This is a genomic window from Paenisporosarcina sp. OV554, from assembly GCF_003058165.1.
Classification (GTDB): domain Bacteria; phylum Bacillota; class Bacilli; order Bacillales_A; family Planococcaceae; genus Paenisporosarcina.
Window position 1 is genome coordinate 39,822 of record NZ_QBUC01000005.1, and the last position, 17,972, is coordinate 57,793.

The 17,972-nt window shown below is 36.8% G+C and carries 20 protein-coding genes and 1 riboswitch; of the genes, 9 read left to right on the forward strand and 11 right to left on the reverse strand.

Going from position 1 to position 17,972, the window contains the following annotated elements; translation table 11 throughout:
• Window positions 1–33: 33 nt before the first annotated feature.
• Window positions 34–1,284, forward strand: coding sequence for a helix-turn-helix domain-containing protein (locus tag C8K15_RS05920; RefSeq protein ID WP_108585502.1), 1,251 nt, complete (start codon window positions 34–36; stop codon window positions 1,282–1,284).
• A 2-nt stretch (window positions 1,285–1,286) separates the two neighbouring features.
• On the opposite strand, the gene C8K15_RS05925 is transcribed toward C8K15_RS05920, so the two are convergent.
• Entirely contained in the window at window positions 1,287–2,852 is a 1,566-nt protein-coding gene (locus tag C8K15_RS05925; RefSeq protein ID WP_108585503.1) for a GNAT family N-acetyltransferase, read from the reverse strand.
• Window positions 2,853–3,191: 339 nt separating this feature from the next.
• Window positions 3,192–4,517, reverse strand: a complete 1,326-nt coding sequence (locus tag C8K15_RS05930; protein ID WP_199224073.1) for an L-cystine transporter — start codon at window positions 4,515–4,517, stop codon at window positions 3,192–3,194.
• A 226-nt stretch (window positions 4,518–4,743) separates the two neighbouring features.
• Between C8K15_RS05930 and cls the strand changes: the two genes are divergently transcribed.
• The 5 genes from cls (at window position 4,744) to queF (ending at window position 8,828) form a co-directional block, all read left to right on the forward strand.
• Complete coding sequence (gene cls, locus C8K15_RS05935) at window positions 4,744–6,198, forward strand: cardiolipin synthase (protein WP_108585505.1); 1,455 nt, start codon at window positions 4,744–4,746, stop codon at window positions 6,196–6,198.
• A 131-nt stretch (window positions 6,199–6,329) separates the two neighbouring features.
• Window positions 6,330–6,373, forward strand: a riboswitch (PreQ1 riboswitch).
• A 146-nt stretch (window positions 6,374–6,519) separates the two neighbouring features.
• Window positions 6,520–7,188, forward strand: a complete 669-nt coding sequence (gene queC, locus C8K15_RS05940; protein ID WP_108585506.1) for a 7-cyano-7-deazaguanine synthase QueC — start codon at window positions 6,520–6,522, stop codon at window positions 7,186–7,188.
• Window positions 7,185–7,610: a 6-carboxytetrahydropterin synthase QueD gene (gene queD / locus C8K15_RS05945; RefSeq protein WP_108585507.1), complete on the forward strand. Its 426-nt coding sequence runs from the start codon at window positions 7,185–7,187 to the stop codon at window positions 7,608–7,610. Before queC ends, queD begins: the two co-directional genes overlap by 4 nt.
• Complete coding sequence (gene queE / locus C8K15_RS05950; RefSeq protein WP_108585508.1) at window positions 7,607–8,314, forward strand: 7-carboxy-7-deazaguanine synthase QueE; 708 nt, start codon at window positions 7,607–7,609, stop codon at window positions 8,312–8,314. Before queD ends, queE begins: the two co-directional genes overlap by 4 nt.
• Window positions 8,315–8,330: 16 nt before the next feature.
• A complete protein-coding gene (queF, locus tag C8K15_RS05955) occupies window positions 8,331–8,828 on the forward strand; it encodes a preQ(1) synthase (protein ID WP_108585509.1) in 498 nt (165 codons plus the stop codon).
• 108 nt (window positions 8,829–8,936) lie between these two features.
• Here queF and C8K15_RS05960 read toward each other — a convergent pair whose 3' ends face one another.
• The gene (locus C8K15_RS05960; protein WP_108585510.1) at window positions 8,937–9,749 is read right to left on the reverse strand and encodes a M15 family metallopeptidase; all 813 of its coding nucleotides are present in this window, start codon (window positions 9,747–9,749) and stop codon (window positions 8,937–8,939) included.
• A 121-nt stretch (window positions 9,750–9,870) separates the two neighbouring features.
• On the opposite strand from C8K15_RS05960, the gene C8K15_RS05965 reads away from it, so the two are divergent.
• On the forward strand, window positions 9,871–11,028 hold the full coding sequence (locus tag C8K15_RS05965) for an MFS transporter (RefSeq protein WP_108585511.1): 1,158 nt from the start codon (window positions 9,871–9,873) through the stop codon (window positions 11,026–11,028).
• 221 nt (window positions 11,029–11,249) lie between these two features.
• Here the strand turns inward: C8K15_RS05965 and C8K15_RS05970 are convergent, their stop codons facing one another.
• The 5 genes from C8K15_RS05970 to C8K15_RS05990 all read right to left on the reverse strand — a co-directional run bounded on the left by C8K15_RS05970 (window position 11,250) and on the right by C8K15_RS05990 (window position 14,910).
• Window positions 11,250–11,798 (reverse strand): superoxide dismutase family protein, encoded by a 549-nt coding sequence (locus C8K15_RS05970; protein ID WP_108585512.1) that lies wholly within the window; start codon window positions 11,796–11,798, stop codon window positions 11,250–11,252.
• A 64-nt stretch (window positions 11,799–11,862) separates the two neighbouring features.
• Window positions 11,863–12,108: a hypothetical protein gene (locus C8K15_RS05975; RefSeq protein ID WP_108585513.1), complete on the reverse strand. Its 246-nt coding sequence runs from the start codon at window positions 12,106–12,108 to the stop codon at window positions 11,863–11,865.
• Window positions 12,109–12,164: 56 nt separating this feature from the next.
• Window positions 12,165–12,944, reverse strand: coding sequence for a membrane protein insertase YidC (gene yidC, locus C8K15_RS05980; protein ID WP_369973711.1), 780 nt, complete (start codon window positions 12,942–12,944; stop codon window positions 12,165–12,167).
• A gap of 82 nt (window positions 12,945–13,026) precedes the next feature.
• A complete protein-coding gene (locus C8K15_RS05985; RefSeq protein ID WP_108585515.1) occupies window positions 13,027–13,809 on the reverse strand; it encodes an AraC family transcriptional regulator in 783 nt (260 codons plus the stop codon).
• A 204-nt stretch (window positions 13,810–14,013) separates the two neighbouring features.
• Window positions 14,014–14,910, reverse strand: coding sequence for a diacylglycerol/lipid kinase family protein (locus tag C8K15_RS05990; protein WP_108585516.1), 897 nt, complete (start codon window positions 14,908–14,910; stop codon window positions 14,014–14,016).
• 80 nt (window positions 14,911–14,990) lie between these two features.
• Between C8K15_RS05990 and C8K15_RS05995 the strand changes: the two genes are divergently transcribed.
• Window positions 14,991–15,641, forward strand: coding sequence for a LytTR family DNA-binding domain-containing protein (locus C8K15_RS05995; protein WP_108585517.1), 651 nt, complete (start codon window positions 14,991–14,993; stop codon window positions 15,639–15,641).
• A 108-nt stretch (window positions 15,642–15,749) separates the two neighbouring features.
• Here C8K15_RS05995 and C8K15_RS06000 read toward each other — a convergent pair whose 3' ends face one another.
• Together C8K15_RS06000 and C8K15_RS06005 are read right to left on the reverse strand one after the other, a co-directional pair.
• A complete protein-coding gene (locus tag C8K15_RS06000; RefSeq protein ID WP_108585518.1) occupies window positions 15,750–16,076 on the reverse strand; it encodes a hypothetical protein in 327 nt (108 codons plus the stop codon).
• A gap of 100 nt (window positions 16,077–16,176) precedes the next feature.
• Window positions 16,177–16,620, reverse strand: a complete 444-nt coding sequence (locus C8K15_RS06005) for a GNAT family N-acetyltransferase (protein ID WP_108585519.1) — start codon at window positions 16,618–16,620, stop codon at window positions 16,177–16,179.
• Between the two features lie 94 nt (window positions 16,621–16,714).
• On the opposite strand from C8K15_RS06005, the gene C8K15_RS06010 reads away from it, so the two are divergent.
• Window positions 16,715–17,209 carry a GNAT family N-acetyltransferase gene (locus C8K15_RS06010; RefSeq protein WP_108585520.1) on the forward strand — a complete coding sequence of 165 codons (495 nt, stop codon included), beginning with the start codon at window positions 16,715–16,717 and terminating at the stop codon, window positions 17,207–17,209.
• Between the two features lie 19 nt (window positions 17,210–17,228).
• Here the strand turns inward: C8K15_RS06010 and C8K15_RS06015 are convergent, their stop codons facing one another.
• Window positions 17,229–17,714 (reverse strand): DUF4064 domain-containing protein, encoded by a 486-nt coding sequence (locus tag C8K15_RS06015; RefSeq protein ID WP_108585521.1) that lies wholly within the window; start codon window positions 17,712–17,714, stop codon window positions 17,229–17,231.
• Window positions 17,715–17,972: the final 258 nt, after the last annotated feature.

Genomic DNA, 17,972 nt, shown 5'->3' on the forward strand with positions numbered 1-17,972 from the left:
ATAATTAAACTAATTAGAAATGGAGCGTTATATATGGATACTCTCGGATTACGAATCAGACAACTACGAAAAGAACAAAAGCTAACATTAGAAGCATTAGCTGGCAATAAGCTGACAAAAGGCATGCTAAGTTTAATAGAAAACGGCAAAGCCCAGCCTTCCATGGAAAGCTTATCTTATATAGCTCAACAACTGGGTGTGGAGTCATCTGAATTAATGGAAGATGTCAGCCCAACAGAGAAAAGAACCGTTTTAGAAAAAGCAGAAAAACTCTATAAAGTGGTGTTTTCTGAGTTAACAGATGAACATAAACAAATTGTTGAACTAATCAATCCAATAGCAGATAAATTAACGCTCAGTTATGAGTCAGCCAGATTGCTCGATTTATATAGTAGGTCTGGCTATCATTCAAAACATGAGGATTGGAATTCTTATTACAATCGTGCAATGGAAATGTATGAGCAATTACATCTATATAATCAAAGTGCATCTCTTGCACTTTTTAGAGGTATGATCCAGTTCACAGCCCATCGTTACGAAGAAGCGTTGGCTATTATTTTGCAGGAACATGCTCATTTCGATTCTCCATTTGATGCAATGACAACCATTGAATATTTGTATTGTGAATCTTTGTTATTTTCTGCTGTCGGAAATTATGAACAAGCACAGATAAAAATGAAGGAAGCTTTAAATTTTTCTAAAGGAGAACGAATTTTTTACCGAATTGATGATTTGTATCGTTTGGCTTGTTTCCAGGCAATGATTAACGGGAATGAAGAGGATCGATCGTATTATTTACAGAAGGTTCGACAATATGGAGAGTTTGCAGAAAATAAATATTCTACTGCGATTGCGGAATTTTTGGAAGCACATTTTCACAACTCATTTACTCATGATTATCATAAAGCAGATGTTCATATCGAGCTTTCCCTTGAACTTGGAAAAGAAATTCACACAGGTAAAGGCAATAAAGAAAAAAATAATAATCACTATCTTCTCGAAAAAGGAAAAGTTTTATATGGTTTAGGCCAATTCAAAGAAGCTTTACCGATGCTCACAAAATATGAAATACCGACCTATTTGCATCATCCTTACGATTTATCGATGGCTTTTGAGGTCCACTCATACCGTGCACTTTGCTATGCTCAACTCGGAGATCAGGAAAAAGCAATGAAAGAATCCAAGATTGGGCATGATTTGATTACTGAGTTACCAGACACTCCTTATAAGAAGTTTATTGTTCAAACCTATACAGATTTACAAAAAAGCAGTGATTCAATTTGAGATCACTGCTTTTCGTATGTCACGTAATTACTTAACCACAACCGGAATTTTTCAAATGATTCTTCAAACTCAGGCTGGATAAGTGAAAGTTGAACCCATTGTCTTTCTTTCAAGTAGGCACTTTGATCATGTAAATCAAATCCAGAAAGTCTGGCGTCTTTCGCCATATGCTTATTTATTGTAGGGACTTTTAACGTGACAATCATTGGGTAACCTTGTTTAGTTAAAAATTCAAGCTCTCCATTTTGTTCTGCAAGTAAAAGCTGTTCATAGCGTTCATTTAGAACATTATATCGTGCGTTGTTATCGTATGCTTTTAATGCAATTTCTAGACTTTCTAGCAGTTGAGATGAATACGTGTATGGTATTCCCCCATTGGCATAGCAACCTAAATCAAGATACATAGGAATAGATGGAGAAACTTCGATGAGATGATTTGAAAAAACCATGGCGATACCTGTCATTGTACCAATCGCTTTTCCACTGACACCACTTGCTAAATACACCTTTTTTAAATTGATAGGAATTGTACCAATGGAGCTTACACAATCCATGCAAACTTTTATATTCAATTCGTTTCCAAGTTCTAGTATGTGGTCCACATTATTTAACATGCCGGTTGACGTTTCCCCGTGCGCTAGTAGAATCCATCCATACAAGCCTGATCTCATCTCGCGCCCCAACTCAGAAATGGCGAATGGTTGCCCCCACTCTACTTCTACTGTTTCAAACTCTAAGCCCCACTTTAAAGCTTGGTTTTTCAGCCGCTCTCCAAACGCACCATTAATTAAGATTAACCCATTCGAGTCAAGCCTACTAATTTGCGCGATCATTGCCTCGTTCGCTAGCGTCCCGCTTCCAGAAAGCAAATGTACGTGAGACGCTCCAGTCAGATTGGTTAACTCACTTTGCACGCGTTTGAAGCGTTCAGTGAATTCATATGAACGATGCGAAACAGGTGCACGTTGAAACGCTTTTTTTAGGTCTGCTGTTAATTCATTCGGACCTGGATAGAAAGTATGCCGTTTATGTTGAAAACGAGCTGCAACAGATTGTTCATAATACTGCTTCGTCAAAAACATCGGTACAAAAGCTGCTTCCTCGCTCCCAACAGGTTCTGCAAAAGCTTTAAATCCAAGTTGACCGTACAATTTTAATTCACGAACGGTTCCCGATATGACTGCTGCTCCATACCCTTTTTCGTACGCATAGTCTGCTAATGCACGAGCCAACATGAAAAACACACGGCCATTGCGATGTTCTCGGCGAACAGACAACAACCGTATTTCACATAACTTCCCAGTTAATGCTTCCTCAGGTAAGGCATTCTCTACTAAACCAATTTTGTGGTCAAGCGAAAATGGCCGTTGATCACGCAGTGCAATCATCCCCACGAGTTCTTGATCTTTCAACACAATTAAATATGTATTTTCATGATGAAATGCATCCTGGCGTTTTCCACTTGGATGCTGTTCATGTTGCGGTATTTCTTCTACGAACGTATCATAATTTAGTTTGGCAATGGCCTCAAACTCTTTTTCAGCACGAGCAATTTTACACCAATACATACCATGCACCTTCTAGTTTTAAAATATAGAACGATTATATTGATCCTAGGTTCTATTTTCTCACATATTAAAGCAAACCCCTATAAAAATCGGCAGATGGAAATGGAAGAATACTAAAGTGATTTGGAGTCCTATGAGCGAATTGAGTGATTTACCGTGTCTATGCGAGGATTCTAATCTTCTATGCGTGGTTTCGAATGTTCTATACGCGTTTCATCAAAAAAGCCACAACATTTATGGTTGTGGCACACAATAATTTCTGAGTTAAAGAAGAAAAAACGAGGATGACCCAAGAGTGGTAAGAACTCTTCCTTCGGGCAACCTCGTCTTTATAATATTTTATGATTCTACTGTTTGATTTTCGAGTGATTCGTTATACATCTCTTTGTCCAGTTCCCCGGTAACACGAGCAGTAGTAACACCCGATACCATTGCTCCACTAACGTTCAAAGCTGTGCGACCCATGTCAATTAATGGCTCAACGGAAATCAATAAGCCCGCCAAAGCTACCGGTAAGTCTAACGCAGACAATACAAGTATCGCTGCAAATGTTGCTCCACCGCCAACCCCAGCTACTCCGAATGAACTAATCGCTACGACTGCAATCAGCGTGAGCAAGAACATCGGTTCTAAAGGGTTTTGTCCAACAGTTGGTGCAATCATGACTGCAAGCATTGCTGGATATATACCTGCACAGCCATTTTGCCCGATTGTTAATCCAAATGAACCTGCGAAGTTCGCAATTCCGTCTGGAACACCTAAACGAGTGGTTTGAGCATTGATAGTCAGTGGTAAAGTACCTGCACTAGAACGAGACGAGAAAGCAAATAATAATGCTTCAGCTGATTTTTTCACATAAGTAAATGGATTTAATCCTGAAAGTGAAACGATTAATAAGTGAACAGCAAACATCACAATCAGTGCAACATAAGAAGCAATGACAAATTTACCTAGATTGTAAATCGCCTCAAAGTCTGATGTTGCTACAGTGCGAGTCATGATAGCCAAGATACCATATGGCGTTAAGCTCAAGATGATTTTTACTACACGCATAATAAGGGCATACGCTGCATCGACCGCTGTTTTCACTAAGGTCGCATTTCCGGCTTCTTTGCGAGCAATTCCAAGATACCCAAAGCCTAAAAATGCGGCAAAAATGACGACTGCAATTGTAGAGGTCGGGCGAGCTCCAGTTAAGTCAAGAAAAGGATTTCCTGGTAATAAGTCAATAATTTGTTGTGGAAATGTTCGATCAGCCACTTCTGTTGTACGCTGTTCAATATAAGCACCACGCTCTGTTTCAGCGTCTCCACTCACAATTTGTGACGCGTCCAAATCGAATACAACTGCTGATGTGACCCCGATTACTGCAGCAATCGCTGTTGTACCAATAAGTAAAGTTAGAATAAGACCAGCTGTTTTTCCAAAATTCTTGCCAATCGTAAGCTTTGTAAAGGCTGATAAGATTGAAATGAACACCAATGGCATAACAATCATTTGAAGCAACTTGATATATCCAGTCCCAACTAGGTTAAACCATTGAACTGACTCATTTACTATTTCGTCATTTGTTCCATAAGCATAGTGTAAAATTAAGCCATACACGATCCCCAACCCTAGGCCCGTAAATACACGTTTTGAGAATGACACATGCTTACGTCCCATGTACAAAAGAAGGCCAATTAAAAGTAGCAACACCGCTATATTGATGATGATAAATAAAGTGTCTACCGTGACTCCTCCTACCAATTTTAATAGAAAAACATTTGCCTTAATACCTTTCCGTTCATGAAAGTAAAACTAAACCGATAGAAATTTCACTCCCTTCTTTCTTATGTTACTTTAAGCTATACTTAAATATGACCAAATTTGTTTATTTAGGAGGGACTATATGGCTTCTAATTTAATTAGCATCGGGATTACCGCCATAATTACACTTAATATATTTCTAGCCATTGTGTTAATTTTCCTTGAACGAAGAGATGCATCTTCTACGTGGGCTTGGTTAATGGTTTTATTCTTTATTCCCGTCATGGGGTTCCTACTTTATTTAATGTTAGGAAGACAGTTACGTAAGAGACATTTATTTCGGTGGGAAGGGCGAAGTAGAATTGGCATCGATAATTTAATAGATTATCAAATAGATGCTATAGAAGATGGAACGTTTGAATTTCGTCTGGAAGACACCCACGCATTTAAAGATATGATTTATATGCAGTTACGCAACAATCATGCCGTGTTGACTCAAGACAATGCGCTTACGATTTTTAATGACGGCGAAAAGAAATTCTCGGCTTTATTAGACGATTTAGAACATGCAAAGGATCATATACATATCCAGTATTATATTTTCCGCTTAGATGGGCTTGGTTCTCGCATTTATGATGTGCTTATTCGAAAAGCAAAACAAGGTGTTAAAGTCCGGTTGCTGTTTGACGATATGGGCTCTCGTAGTCTTCGAAAAAGACATTTTAAGGAATTGATAAACTTGGGAGGCGAAGTGGAAGCATTCTTCCCTTCGATTATGCCACTTGTGAATCCCCGACTAAATTACAGGAACCACCGCAAAATCGTGGTTATTGATGGCCGTGTTGGGTATATCGGTGGATTTAATGTAGGCGATGAGTACTTAGGTTTAGATCGTAAATTCGGCTACTGGCGTGATACACATTTACGCATGGAAGGAAGCGCTCTTCACCCTCTTCAAACACGATTTATTTTGGACTGGAACCAAGCTTCGAGAGATCAGGATATTGAATACTCCGATCGTTATTTCCCTGCCATTCCTTTAAAAGGATCTGTTGGCTTACAAATTGTTTCAAGTGGACCTGATTCTGAATGGGAACAAATAAAAAATGGGTACTTAAAGTTAATTACAATGGCTAAAAAGTATATTTATATTCAATCTCCCTATTTCATTCCAGATGCGAGTTTTATGGATTCCCTGCGAATAGCATGCTTATCAGGTATTGACGTGCGAATCATGATTCCAAATAAACCTGATCATATGTTTGTATACTGGGCTACATATTCTTATGTGGGCAACTTGATTAAAGCAGGAGCCAAAGTGTACATCTATGAAAATGGATTCTTGCATACGAAGATGATTGTCGTTGATGATGAAGCCTCAACTGTGGGCACAGCCAATATTGACGTACGAAGTTTTAAATTGAATTTCGAAGTAAATGCTTTTATTTACGATCGAGAAACTTCACATCAGTTAGCTGAGCTGTTTGAGCAGGATATGTTGCTATCGACGGAACTTACATGGGAATTATACGAAGAGCGTACACGTTTAATTAAAATGAAAGAGTCTTTTTCAAGACTTTTATCACCGATTCTCTAATAGTAAAAGCATGAAGATGATGTTCCTCTTCATGCTTTTTTTGTATGGTTGAATCGTATGTTTAGGCAACCAAGAGCCGCATGTGATATGAAGTCGATGTGAAATATGCTATTATTTAGGGTGTACCAAAATTAGAAGAGGTTCGTAAACTCCCTCTATAAAAAACTAAGGTGAAAACTGTCACGTAGATACAGTTTTTTTGTGCTTTTATAGCCAATTCAGTTCAAGTATCTAAGCTACACCATGCATACTACTTTTAACGTTACTGAATCACCTAAATAGAGATGTCGAATACTCATTCTTCAAAAGGAGAAATGAGCAATGAAAAAAGGAAAAGCTGTTGTCGTATTTAGTGGCGGCCAGGACAGTACAACTTGTCTATTATGGGCTTTAACAAAATACGAAGAAGTCTTTACAGTCACTTTTGACTATGGTCAACGCCATATCGAAGAAATAACATGTGCTGAAGAAATAGCGCATGAGTTAAACGTTCCATTTAAAGTATTGGATATGACTTTAATCAATCAGCTATCAGCAAATGCTTTAACGAGAAGTGATATTGCTGTAACTGACGCAACAGATGGTAACTTGCCATCTACATTTGTTCCAGGAAGAAATCATTTATTCCTATCGTTTGCTGCTGTTTATGCACAGTCCATTGGTGCCCGTGATATTATTACAGGCGTTTGTGAAACTGATTTTAGTGGATACCCAGATTGCCGCGATGTATTTGTCAAAGCACTAAATGTATCTATTAATTTAGCGATGGATACGTCCCTTCAATTCCAAACTCCATTAATGTGGTTGGACAAAGCACAGACCTGGAAACTTGCCGATGATTTAGGGGCTTTGGAATTTGTTCGTACACGCACATTAACTTGTTATGAAGGAATCCGTGGTGATGGCTGTGGCACATGTCCATCTTGTGTATTACGCCAAAAAGGATTACTCACTTATCTTGAACAAAAACAAGGAAGTGAATCGAAGTGATTCAACAATTTTATCCACAAACACCTCACTCGTACCGATTCGAATTAAATAAAGATATGCATTTGTCTGCAGCTCATTTCATTCCACATGATGATGCAGGGAATTGTCAATATATGCACGGCCACACGTATTTCATTAACATTACCATCGCTGGTGATCAGTTAGACGAAATGGGTTTTCTAATTGATTTCAAGGTGATTAAGAACCTTGTACACAAAAGATATGACCATACGGTTCTGAATGACCATCCTGAATTTAAACAAAAATTCCCTACGACCGAACAAGTAGCACACGAAATTTGGATGACCATACACAATAAATTGAAAACACTTCCTCATCAACCGAGATGCCTACAAGTAGTCGTTCGTGAAACTCCGACGAGCTATGTTGTTTATCGTCCAAAAGCTGAGGAACTCTTATGAAGATACCTGTGATGGAAATATTCGGCCCCACCATACAAGGTGAGGGTATGGTTATCGGGCAAAAGACCATGTTTGTTCGAACTGGAGGCTGTGACTATTCATGTTCATGGTGCGATTCTAAATTCACTTGGGATGGCACAGGGAAAAGCACAGCAATGAAAGCGGAAGAAATCATTGAAACATTAAAAGAAATTGGTGGAGAGGCTTTTTCTCATATCACAATTTCAGGTGGTAACCCGGCTCTCCATAAAGGGTTAGGCGAATTCATCAATCAATGTCATGAACAAGGATGGAAAGTGGCTATTGAGACTCAAGGGTCTTTTTGGCAAGATTGGCTCCTTGATATTGATGATGTCACTATTTCTCCAAAACCACCGAGCTCTTTAATGAAGACGGATTTCAGTAAGCTGGATTTATTTATGCAAAATCTTGTAGACTCCAATGTAAGCTTAAAGGTAGTAATCTTCGATGAAGAAGATTTTGGCTATGCAGAGATGATTCATACACGTTATCCTGAAGTTCCTTTTTTCTTGCAGGTTGGCAACGATGACGTGTTAACAGTCGATGATCAAGCATTGGTTTCCACACTATTAAAACGCTTTGAATGGTTAATTGACCGTTCAATGAAGTCTACGATTATGAACGATGCGAAAGTACTGCCTCAATTACATGCATTGATTTGGGGAAATAAACGCGGTGTTTAACAAGGAGGATTTAACGATGAGCGGGCGTCAAAAAGAAGAGTTACAAGGAATTAATTTACTAGGCAATCAAAACGTTCAATATGATTTTTCATATAATCCAGGTGTTTTGGAATCATTTGAGAACAAACATCCTTATCGTGACTATTTTGTAAAATTCAATTGTCCGGAGTTTACTTCTTTATGTCCGATTACGAGCCAGCCTGATTTTGCTACGATTTATATTAGCTATATTCCAGATATTCAAATGGTCGAAAGTAAATCGCTAAAATTATACTTATTTAGCTTTAGAAATCATGGGGATTTCCATGAAGATTGTATGAATATCATTCTTAACGACTTAGTTAAACTTATGGATCCTCGCTACATTGAGGTGTGGGGCAAATTCACACCACGTGGTGGAATTAGTATTGATCCTTATACGAACTACGGAAAACCAGGTACAAAATATGAAGAGATGGCTGCACATCGTCTGATGAATCATGATATGTATCCAGAAACAATTGATAATCGATAACTTAAAAATCTAACCCTCTTCATACTAAAAGACACTCGATTGGAGTGTCTTTTTTAGTGGCCTAATTAAAGAGAAAAAAGAAGAGGATGAACGTTATCCCCTTCTTTATTATAGGTCCAAATATTCTTCTAGAGTTTGTTTGTGGGTAAACATATCTGTTGCAGGTTCGACTCCAACATAGCGGAAATGCCATGACTCATGCATATAGCCAGTAACTTCTTCTTTTCCTAATGGATAACGAAGGATAAACCCATAGAGATGGGCATTTTGAGAAATCCACTCACCAGCAGGAGTTTCGCCAAATGATGCTGCGGCCCAGTGCTGTTCAAAGTTTTTCTCTCCAATATCGAAGGATAAACCTGTTTGATGCTCAGAATAGCCAGGACGTGCACTATATTGATCTGCCGCTTGCTGTCCATCTTTTTCCACATATTGATTATATAAGGTTTCTTGTCGTTCAAATGAGCGAAATGTGCTAAATGCGACAAGCTCAAACCCATCCAGTTTTGCTGCTGCAGCCATTTTATTAAATGCTGTACGTGCTAGTGGATCTTCGCCGTTATTATAATCAACAGGGAGTGGAAATTGTTTATTCGCTACAATAAAACCATTTTTAACGGTAGGGACTTCAGGATATTTTTGATTGGGATCATACCTGTTATTTGATGGTTTTTCTACTGGTGGCTTTGGACTTTCTTTTGGCTCTTCAGGTGGCTCAACAGGTGTTTCAGGTATTATTTGGCTCGGTTCATCTGCTTGTTGCTCTAAATTTAGTGCAGCTATACTTTTATCGAGATTCCAATTGTGTAACCCTATCCAAATCACTGGCACAATTATGAGAATACTCCCTATGATTACTGTAACCACAATTGGCCACTTCTTTTTTTTATTCGGAGTAAAACGTAATTTACTAGATTTCATGAGAAGCCTTCTTTCATATTTCGTACATTAAGTTTACCATTAAATTCTTTAAAAATGACATGCGTCATTATTTTTTCGCTATAATATATTAGACATTTAAAATAGATTTGAGGTTTCATTTATGATAAATTCTCAAAAATGGTTATCTATTAACTTTGCAGCTTTCTTTTTCACTTGGGGTGTCTTCCTGCCTTACTGGACGGGATGGCTAACTACTGAAAAAGATCTATCTGTATTTCATGCGAGTATAATAATGGGTTCAGGAATGGTAGCACGTGCAGTCTCGACATTCGTTTTTTTCCCATTTGCTACTAAATTACTCTCACTTCGCAGAGTGATGGTATGGGCAGCCTTTATGTCGTTAATGATCATGTCGATATATATTTTTGTAGACACATTTATTCCATTACTAATAATCACCGTCGTGTTTAGTTTAGTTTATCCGAATTTACTTCCTGCTATGGAGAGTAGTGCATCTGTCTTAATTCAGACTGAGCGTATTCATTACGGGAAAAGTCGTTCATTCGGATCAATTGGCTATACGGTGGGACTTTTGTTAATAGGCGCAGCCACTGCTGTATGGAATGAACAAGCGATTTTGTGGGTAATGTTGATAGGGCTTGCCTCTATGTGGTATCTCCATACCCGCCCCGCTCCCCCTTCTCTAACTATAAAACCTGAAATTCGTGAAGTGAAGAATAAAAAATCAGAAGTCAAGAGATTAATCTCGTCTAAACCTTTTGTTACGGTGTTAGTCCTCTCCATATTGTTACAAGGTGCTCATGCATCTTATTATAATTATGGATTCATTTATTTACAGGATCTTGGCGTCAATAGTTTTTATATCGGAGTGGTCTTAATTGTTGCTGTTCTTTTAGAAATTTTATTTTTTGCTCGAGCAGATTTTTTCTTTATCAAAACTAAAATATCGACCATGTACTTAATAGCAGCTGGAGGGTCCACATTGCGATGGATATTGATTTTCCTATTTCCAACTGTTTGGGTTTTCATTTTTTCACAGTTGCTTCATGCTGTTTCATTCGGAGTAGCCCATTACGCATTTATTCAATTTATTTCTAAGCGATTATCGCAAAATGAAATCCCAACAGCGCAAGGAATGTACGCCTCCCTAGCAATGGGTCTAAGCACAGCCATTTTAACCTTTATAGGCGGTTATTTATATGAGATCAGTCCAGGACTTGCATTTTTAGGTATGACCTTATGTACGATTCCATCATTCTTTATTGTATTGGTAACACGAAAAAAATTATCCTACTAAAGAACTATTTTTTGAAAATGGGTCACAAAATACTAATTTGCCTCGAATAGTATAGTAAGAAATCATGACAGGAGTGTAATTACTATCATGCGAAGAATCTCAAAATTTGACGTGCTCCTATTAATGCAACAATTAGATGAGCTATTAGAAAATCATAAAGAAGAAAATAAAAAAGAAAATAAACAGAAAAACGCACGTAACCGTTAATGGTTACGTGCGTTTTATTTTATAATTCCGCATGCAATTCGATTTCCAGAATTGCCTGAAGGGTCCGTAACATAATCATCTTTTTTCTCATGAATAATCATTGTACTGCCATCTTCATCAAGCAGGGAATTCGATTTTCCTTTTTCAAGCGTCACATTTGGAGTAGTAATCTCTAAATCCACTATGCCATTTTTATTTACTTTCAAGTTCGGAAGATCCCCTGCATGATAGCCTTTCGGATTATCAAAGCCGTGTTGTTTTTTTGCAGGGTTCACATGGCTACCTGATGTTGTAAAATCTGGTGGGTCACACTTTCCTACCTCATGAAAATGAATGGCTTTTTCTCCAGGCTCTAATCCTTTTAGTTGTAACCGAACTCTGACACCAGCAGATGTTTCTGTTAATTCCGCTGACCCAATACCAGTCCCTTTAGAATCCACCACATTCGTTACCAACGTATGGTCAATCGTCCCACTTACAGGCATCATTTCTTTTTGTTGACTGCACCCTGTTACTGTGACTGTTAATAGTAAGGCACTGCATACAATCATCCATTTTTTCATAAAAAAAACCTCCATACAAATGATTTCTCATTAGTATGATGGCTTAAAATGAATTTTTTATACATTAAAACAAAATTATTCCTAATATGATGACAAACGCAACTGCAAAGAAAATAGCCATGCCGGTCATCCATTTTGCCTCGCGCTCAAAACCTTTTTCTTTAAAACTCAAAGCTCTAAAGCCATTAGTCAAAGCAAATAATGCAGTCATAAACAAAACTGATACATATAAATTCTCTTTAATAATAAAGACCAACGCAGCGATGCTTACTGCTGATAGTAGTAGTCCAGCAAGCCAATTTCGTTTCATAGCAGTTATTCACTCCTAAAAAAAAGTCGATGCTTTCAGGCACCGACTTTAACTTATTATTCTTCTATTGCTTTCTCTGGATGGTTTGAATAAAACTTACGTCCTAAATATGTTTGGAAGATTAGCAGTAAACCACCAACTGTCCAATATAGCGGTAAGGCTGACATAGACGTAAAGGATACAAACATAATCATAATAGGTGAAATATACACAAACATTTTCATTTGTTGTTTTTGTTGCTCGGGTACGGTCCATAATGATACTTTTGCTTGTAAGAAGTAGACTGCACCTGCAATCAACGTCATTATTACATCTGGTGATCCAAGACTAAACCATAAAAACTCATGATTCTTCACATCTGTAGAATAAAGAATGGAGAAATAAAGACCCATGATGATTGGCATTTGAATGACCATTGGCAAACAACCCATGTTTAATGGATTTACATTATGTTTGCGATACAACCCCATCATTTCTTGCTGCAACTGTGTTTGCTCTGCTTTATCTTTAGTTGCTTTTATTTTCTTTTGGATTTCATCCATTTCAGGCTTCATTGCATCCATTTTGACTTTCATGCCTTGTTGGTTCTTGTAGTTACGAAGCATTAATGGCATTAAAATAAGTCTAATCAAAATCGTAATAGCAATTATCGCTAAACCGAAACTTCCGTTGAACATATCTCCAAAAAAGTTAAGTAGGTATTCGAAAGGTTTTACAAAAATACTGTAAAAGTACCCTTCTTTATTTTCTACACCAGCACAACCACTTAATAACATAGTAACCATAACAAGCATTGACAGTAATCCGATTTTCTTCTTCACTAGTTTCACCTTCATCTTTTAAGCTACTGAAAAGTATACCTTATTTACCTACCATATTTCAAATTAATAGCAAAAAGAGTCTTAACTTACGACACTTTTAAATTGAGGTTGGTAAGGTAAATCTATAGTAATCATAGTCCTTTTGATCACGGAATTGTTTTGGTGTCACTTCTGTGTACTTTTTAAATATACGAGTAAAGTAGCTCTGATTGCAGAAGTGATATTGTTGTGAGATATCCGAAATCGTTTTATTTGTATGCCTTAAATAATATTGCGACTCTTCCACACGTCTTACATTTAAATACTCTACAAGAGTAATACCTACATTTTCACGGAAGATACGGGATAAGTGGCTTGTACTAACATTAAACTGTTTCGCAATGTCTTCAACGGATAGTTCTGATTCAACTTCATCGTTAATAAATAATATTACCTTGTTGACAGTTTGATGATTAAAAGTAGGCTGTTTTCTTTCTGAAATAACTGATACAAAAAAATCAATTAAATCATCCGCGAATTGTAGGAACTGAGCGTCATTCATATGAAAATCAACCATTCCAATACATGCAGAATTAAAAGCAAATGCTTTTTTGGCAGGCACTTGATTTTCATATAACTGTCGCGCCATAATCGATGACAATACGGCAAAGTAATGTTTTACTCCCCGAATGGTTTGTTTACCTGCCCTTAAAGAAATTCGATCGATGAGAAGACGCAAAGTGTTTTTTGCTTTTTCTATCTCTAAATGGTGAATTTCATACAAAAGTTTTGATTCCAACTCAAAGAAATCTTCTACGCCATCCAACTGGGAAGCTATTTCAATTTCACTCAAATATTTTTTTGATATAGTTTCGCTTCCTGTGGGTTGATTTAACTGCATAAAACTCACCATCTTTCTTTACGATACGCATATGCGTATTTTACCATTTTCTCATTAAAAATAAATCCTATTATATGCATATAGTTACATAAACTTTAGATTTAACATTTTCCCTTGCTTTTTATGGGTATTAGTTCTTAAAAAAAAGACTAATTAATTACAATTTTATTCGTTTATTGGTTGACTTTATAAAAGATACAATAATTAGTTCGTTTTACCGATTGGTACTAGTACCTCAATATGCTTTTTCAATATTTGAACTGCAATTGGAGTAGAACATCCTTCATCTCCATCTAAATTACAAGTCATTTCCTTCGATGTTTCAATTCGTACTTTTTCTGTTTTAATCACGACTACGTCAGGATTCTCTTCAATTTTGCCTCGTAAAACAGCTGATGCCATCCGAATAAAGGCAGGTAGTCCTTTACTTTTCACAATAAATACATGAAGAAATCCGTCATCAGTTTGTGCATCTGGAGCCAATTTTCCGAATCCACCTACCGAGTTTGTTAATGCCACTAATACGACAACCGCATTTCCACTCCAAGTGCCATTATCATGCTCTACAACTACTTCTGTTTCATCTTCAGAAGTTAATGCTTTAACACCTTCGATTAAATATGCTAATGGTCCAAGTTTAGTTTTTTGTTCTACAGAGACATTCGAAACACTTTCTGCTACTTGACCAACAGCTAAAACATTCATAAAGTATTGATTTTGTGCTTTTGCAATATCTGTAAACCTCGGTTTTGCTGTTTTTAGTCCTTCGATTGCCCTTGCAGGATCTAATGGGATGCCAAGGGCACGAGCAAAATCATTTACAGTACCTAAAGGGATAAAAGAGAAAAGAGGTCTGTGTTCTTGTTCCGCTAACCCATTCACTGCTTCGTTTATAGTCCCATCTCCACCCATAGCCGTAACAAGGTCGTATTTTTCTGCGCATGCTAGCCGAGCAAAGTCCGTCGCATCTCTTTCACCTTGAGTCTCTTTGACTTCCACTTCAAATCCCATACTAGTTAAAGTTTCAATGGTCTGTTCTTTAAAGTCTCCTGCTAATTCCTTACCTGATGATGGATTTAATATCAACATGGCTTTTTTCAATTAAAATGCCTCCGATGATTGTGTGTTATATATGGTAACATTAGAAAAAAGAGATTATTTATTAAAGTGAGGTGAATAATTTGGACACAAATTCAATACAAGAAATCATGAAAGTCATTCATGATTTCTTCCCTGAACATGCTTCTATTGCTATTTCGAACACCAATGAATACGTATATTATCAAGCCAGTAAGAGAATAGATTTAAAAATACAACCAGGTGATCCAATAAAAGAAGGCACTGCCACTTATAAAGCGCTTACTTATGGTCAAAAAGTGAACGAATTTATTGACTCTGATATTTTAGGTGTTTCTTATTATGGAATGAGTATCCCCATTATTAAAGAAGGTATAACAGAAGGTGCAGTTACGGCCATTCTCCATCAACAGCCCTCTCCATTTTTAAGTCAATATATGACCATAAAAACGGATGAAAACTGGTATCCAGTAAAACATAATCAAGTTTTATTTTTAGAAACTCAGCTTCGTAAGACCTATGTAAAAACCGAGACAAGAGGAGGGTATCATCGCTTAAACTTAAGTGAATTAGAATTGTTTCTCTCATCAGAATCCTTTATTCGCTGTCATCGATCGTACATAGTAAATATTGCTTTTATCAAAGAAATACAACCTGACTCGCATTCAACCTTCTTACTGGAAATGAATGATGGAACAAGGATTCCGGTCAGTCAACGTTATGCTAGTTATTTTAGACGTTCCTTAGGTTTTTAATTCAACTTCTTTAGTTTCCTACCATATATTAAGTTTATTAAACCATCTTCCTATACTTTTCATCTAATAAAGAAGGCTACGATCGCTTGGAGCGTAGCCTTCTTTTTTCTAATTCTTAATCATCGAGTTTTCATCGACATCATTATTTACCGCTTTTTTCGATTTATCTTGAACTTCTTGGTTATAGTACTGAACACTGGTCATTGCGCCTTCATCTACCATAGTGTTGTCATCAATATCATGTGGATCCGAATGACCAGCTTTGGTCATTTCCATTTTATTGTTTTTTTGTGATTCGAGGTAAGAATTAACTTTAGTTTTCGTGTTATTGAAAGCTACTATTGCTTTGTCGCGATTTTCTTGTTTACTGAAATACGCATAAGCACCTGCTGCCAATCCAGCTAATAACAATGAACGATTATTTCCTTTTGCCATTTTCATCATTCCTCCAGTAATTCTTTTTTCTCTTGTTATAGTATCGATACCCTACATATTCTTTTTCAACACCTTATTATTGTGACAAAACGGTTTCAAATTAGTGACTTCTTTTTAGCATGTCCACATGCGGAATCCCGTCTTCATCATATTCTTCAGAAATCTCTATAAAACCAAATGAACCATAAAAATGCTTGAGATGTGTTTGGGCTTGTAGTTGAATATCAGTATTTGGCCATTTTTCTCGGATAAGATCAATTGCTTGATTCATTAATTCTTTAGCTAGTCCTCTTCCTCTTGATTTTTGGTCAACGATTACTCGACCAATAGATGTTCGTTGATATTTTATACCAGCAGGAAGGATTCGTGCGTAAGCTAGGACTTCATCATTTTCGATATAGGTTAGATGGTAAGAATCTAAGTCATAGCCATCTAGCTCAGGATAAGGACAAGATTGTTCGACTATAAAAACATTTACTCGTAGTTGTAAGTAAGTATAAAGTTCGATGGTTGTTAATTCATTAAAAGATTTGATAATCCACATTTTCTCACTCCTTTTTATGGAAATTATTTCACATGTATAGCAAACTTGCGAAATATTTGGTATGATGACTGAAAGAATTTTGAGGTGAGATGATTTGATACGAGCGATGAAACAAGACGATATTGCTGCGGTACAGCAAATCGCCAAAATTACTTGGAATGACACATACGAAGGAATCATTCCAGCTACTATTCAAGAATTATTTATCGAACGATCTTATTCAAGTGCCATGATGATGAAACGTTTAGAAAAAACAGCTGTTTATGTCGCTCTTCATGAAGATACTATTGTTGGCTTTGCCAATTTCACACGTGTCGATGAAGATGGCGATGCGGAACTTACGGCTATTTACATGTTGCCTTCCCATCAACATTTAGGATATGGGAAAAAGTTGTTAAGTGCAGGATTAAAAAACATTTCCTCTGCAAATCAATTACTAGTTTACGTCGAAAGTGAAAATAAAAAAGGTAGAGCTTTTTATGAACGCAATAATTTCACATGTATGGAAGAATTCGATGAATTTTTTGAAGGTCACCCTCTATCTACAGCAAAATATGTATACTTTCTAAAAACGCCTGTTAACAATTAACTTGTTAACAGGCATTTTTTTATAAAGGTTGCTGCGGTTGGTGCACTTCATTGTTGTAATATGGATCTTGTTCATCATGCACTGGTGTTTTGCGAACGAAACACAAAATAGCTGCAATATAGAATAAAATTGGAGCGAGTAATAATATTCCCGATAATAAGCCTGCAAAGATGAATAATATCCCCGCTGTTTTCGGACTCTTGTTTTTTGATACTTTAACTACAGCAATAATACTTAAAATCACACTGATTAGTAAAGTAATTACTAGAACCCATCCGACGATTCCAAATACATCTAAAAACGCACCTATGAAATCCTTAGCCATCGCGATATCTTCGGAAGTCATTGTAGGGTCAGTCATGACCATTTCTTCTTCAATCAATTGTTTTACCTCTCCTGTATCGGCATTTGATACAGCTACAACAGCAAACGTAGCGAATACTAATAAAATAACATTTAATATGGTACCAATAATTCCTAAAGCAACTTCTCCAACTCTACTCAATACAATCACCTCTTCTATTTATCTCTTCTATAATATATACGAAACAAAACTAAGTAGGTTTCATAATATCACCATTCCCTTCATAAAATATGAATAAACCTGTTTAATCTTTTATAGTGGGGGTACATATTTAGTAACACCAATTTGAAAGGAGTAGATGACGAGATGGAAAAGAAAATAGTATTTAGTCAATCAGATTTTATGTACACAATGGTAGGGGCTTCAGTACTAACAGGATTTTTATTCGTATTTACTCAA

Excerpts from the sequence above, each read along its gene's own strand:
- C8K15_RS05960 (WP_108585510.1), bottom strand. The coding sequence starts at position 9,749 with ATGAAATCTAGTAAATTACGTTTTACTCCGAATAAAAAAAAGAAGTGG.
- C8K15_RS06005 (WP_108585519.1), bottom strand. The coding sequence starts at position 16,620 with ATGTGGATTATCAAATCTTTTAATGAATTAACAACCATCGAACTTTAT.
- C8K15_RS06000 (WP_108585518.1), bottom strand. The coding sequence starts at position 16,076 with ATGGCAAAAGGAAATAATCGTTCATTGTTATTAGCTGGATTGGCAGCA.
- C8K15_RS05985 (WP_108585515.1), bottom strand. The coding sequence starts at position 13,809 with ATGCAGTTAAATCAACCCACAGGAAGCGAAACTATATCAAAAAAATAT.
- C8K15_RS05970 (WP_108585512.1), bottom strand. The coding sequence starts at position 11,798 with ATGAAAAAATGGATGATTGTATGCAGTGCCTTACTATTAACAGTCACA.
- C8K15_RS05930 (WP_199224073.1), bottom strand. The coding sequence starts at position 4,517 with ATGGGACGTAAGCATGTGTCATTCTCAAAACGTGTATTTACGGGCCTA.
- cls (WP_108585505.1), top strand. The coding sequence starts at position 4,744 with ATGGCTTCTAATTTAATTAGCATCGGGATTACCGCCATAATTACACTT.
- queC (WP_108585506.1), top strand. The coding sequence starts at position 6,520 with ATGAAAAAAGGAAAAGCTGTTGTCGTATTTAGTGGCGGCCAGGACAGT.
- C8K15_RS05920 (WP_108585502.1), top strand. The coding sequence starts at position 34 with ATGGATACTCTCGGATTACGAATCAGACAACTACGAAAAGAACAAAAG.
- queE (WP_108585508.1), top strand. The coding sequence starts at position 7,607 with ATGAAGATACCTGTGATGGAAATATTCGGCCCCACCATACAAGGTGAG.
- C8K15_RS05925 (WP_108585503.1), bottom strand. The coding sequence starts at position 2,852 with ATGTATTGGTGTAAAATTGCTCGTGCTGAAAAAGAGTTTGAGGCCATT.
- yidC (WP_369973711.1), bottom strand. The coding sequence starts at position 12,944 with ATGAAGGTGAAACTAGTGAAGAAGAAAATCGGATTACTGTCAATGCTT.
- queF (WP_108585509.1), top strand. The coding sequence starts at position 8,331 with ATGAGCGGGCGTCAAAAAGAAGAGTTACAAGGAATTAATTTACTAGGC.
- C8K15_RS05975 (WP_108585513.1), bottom strand. The coding sequence starts at position 12,108 with ATGAAACGAAATTGGCTTGCTGGACTACTACTATCAGCAGTAAGCATC.
- C8K15_RS05965 (WP_108585511.1), top strand. The coding sequence starts at position 9,871 with ATGATAAATTCTCAAAAATGGTTATCTATTAACTTTGCAGCTTTCTTT.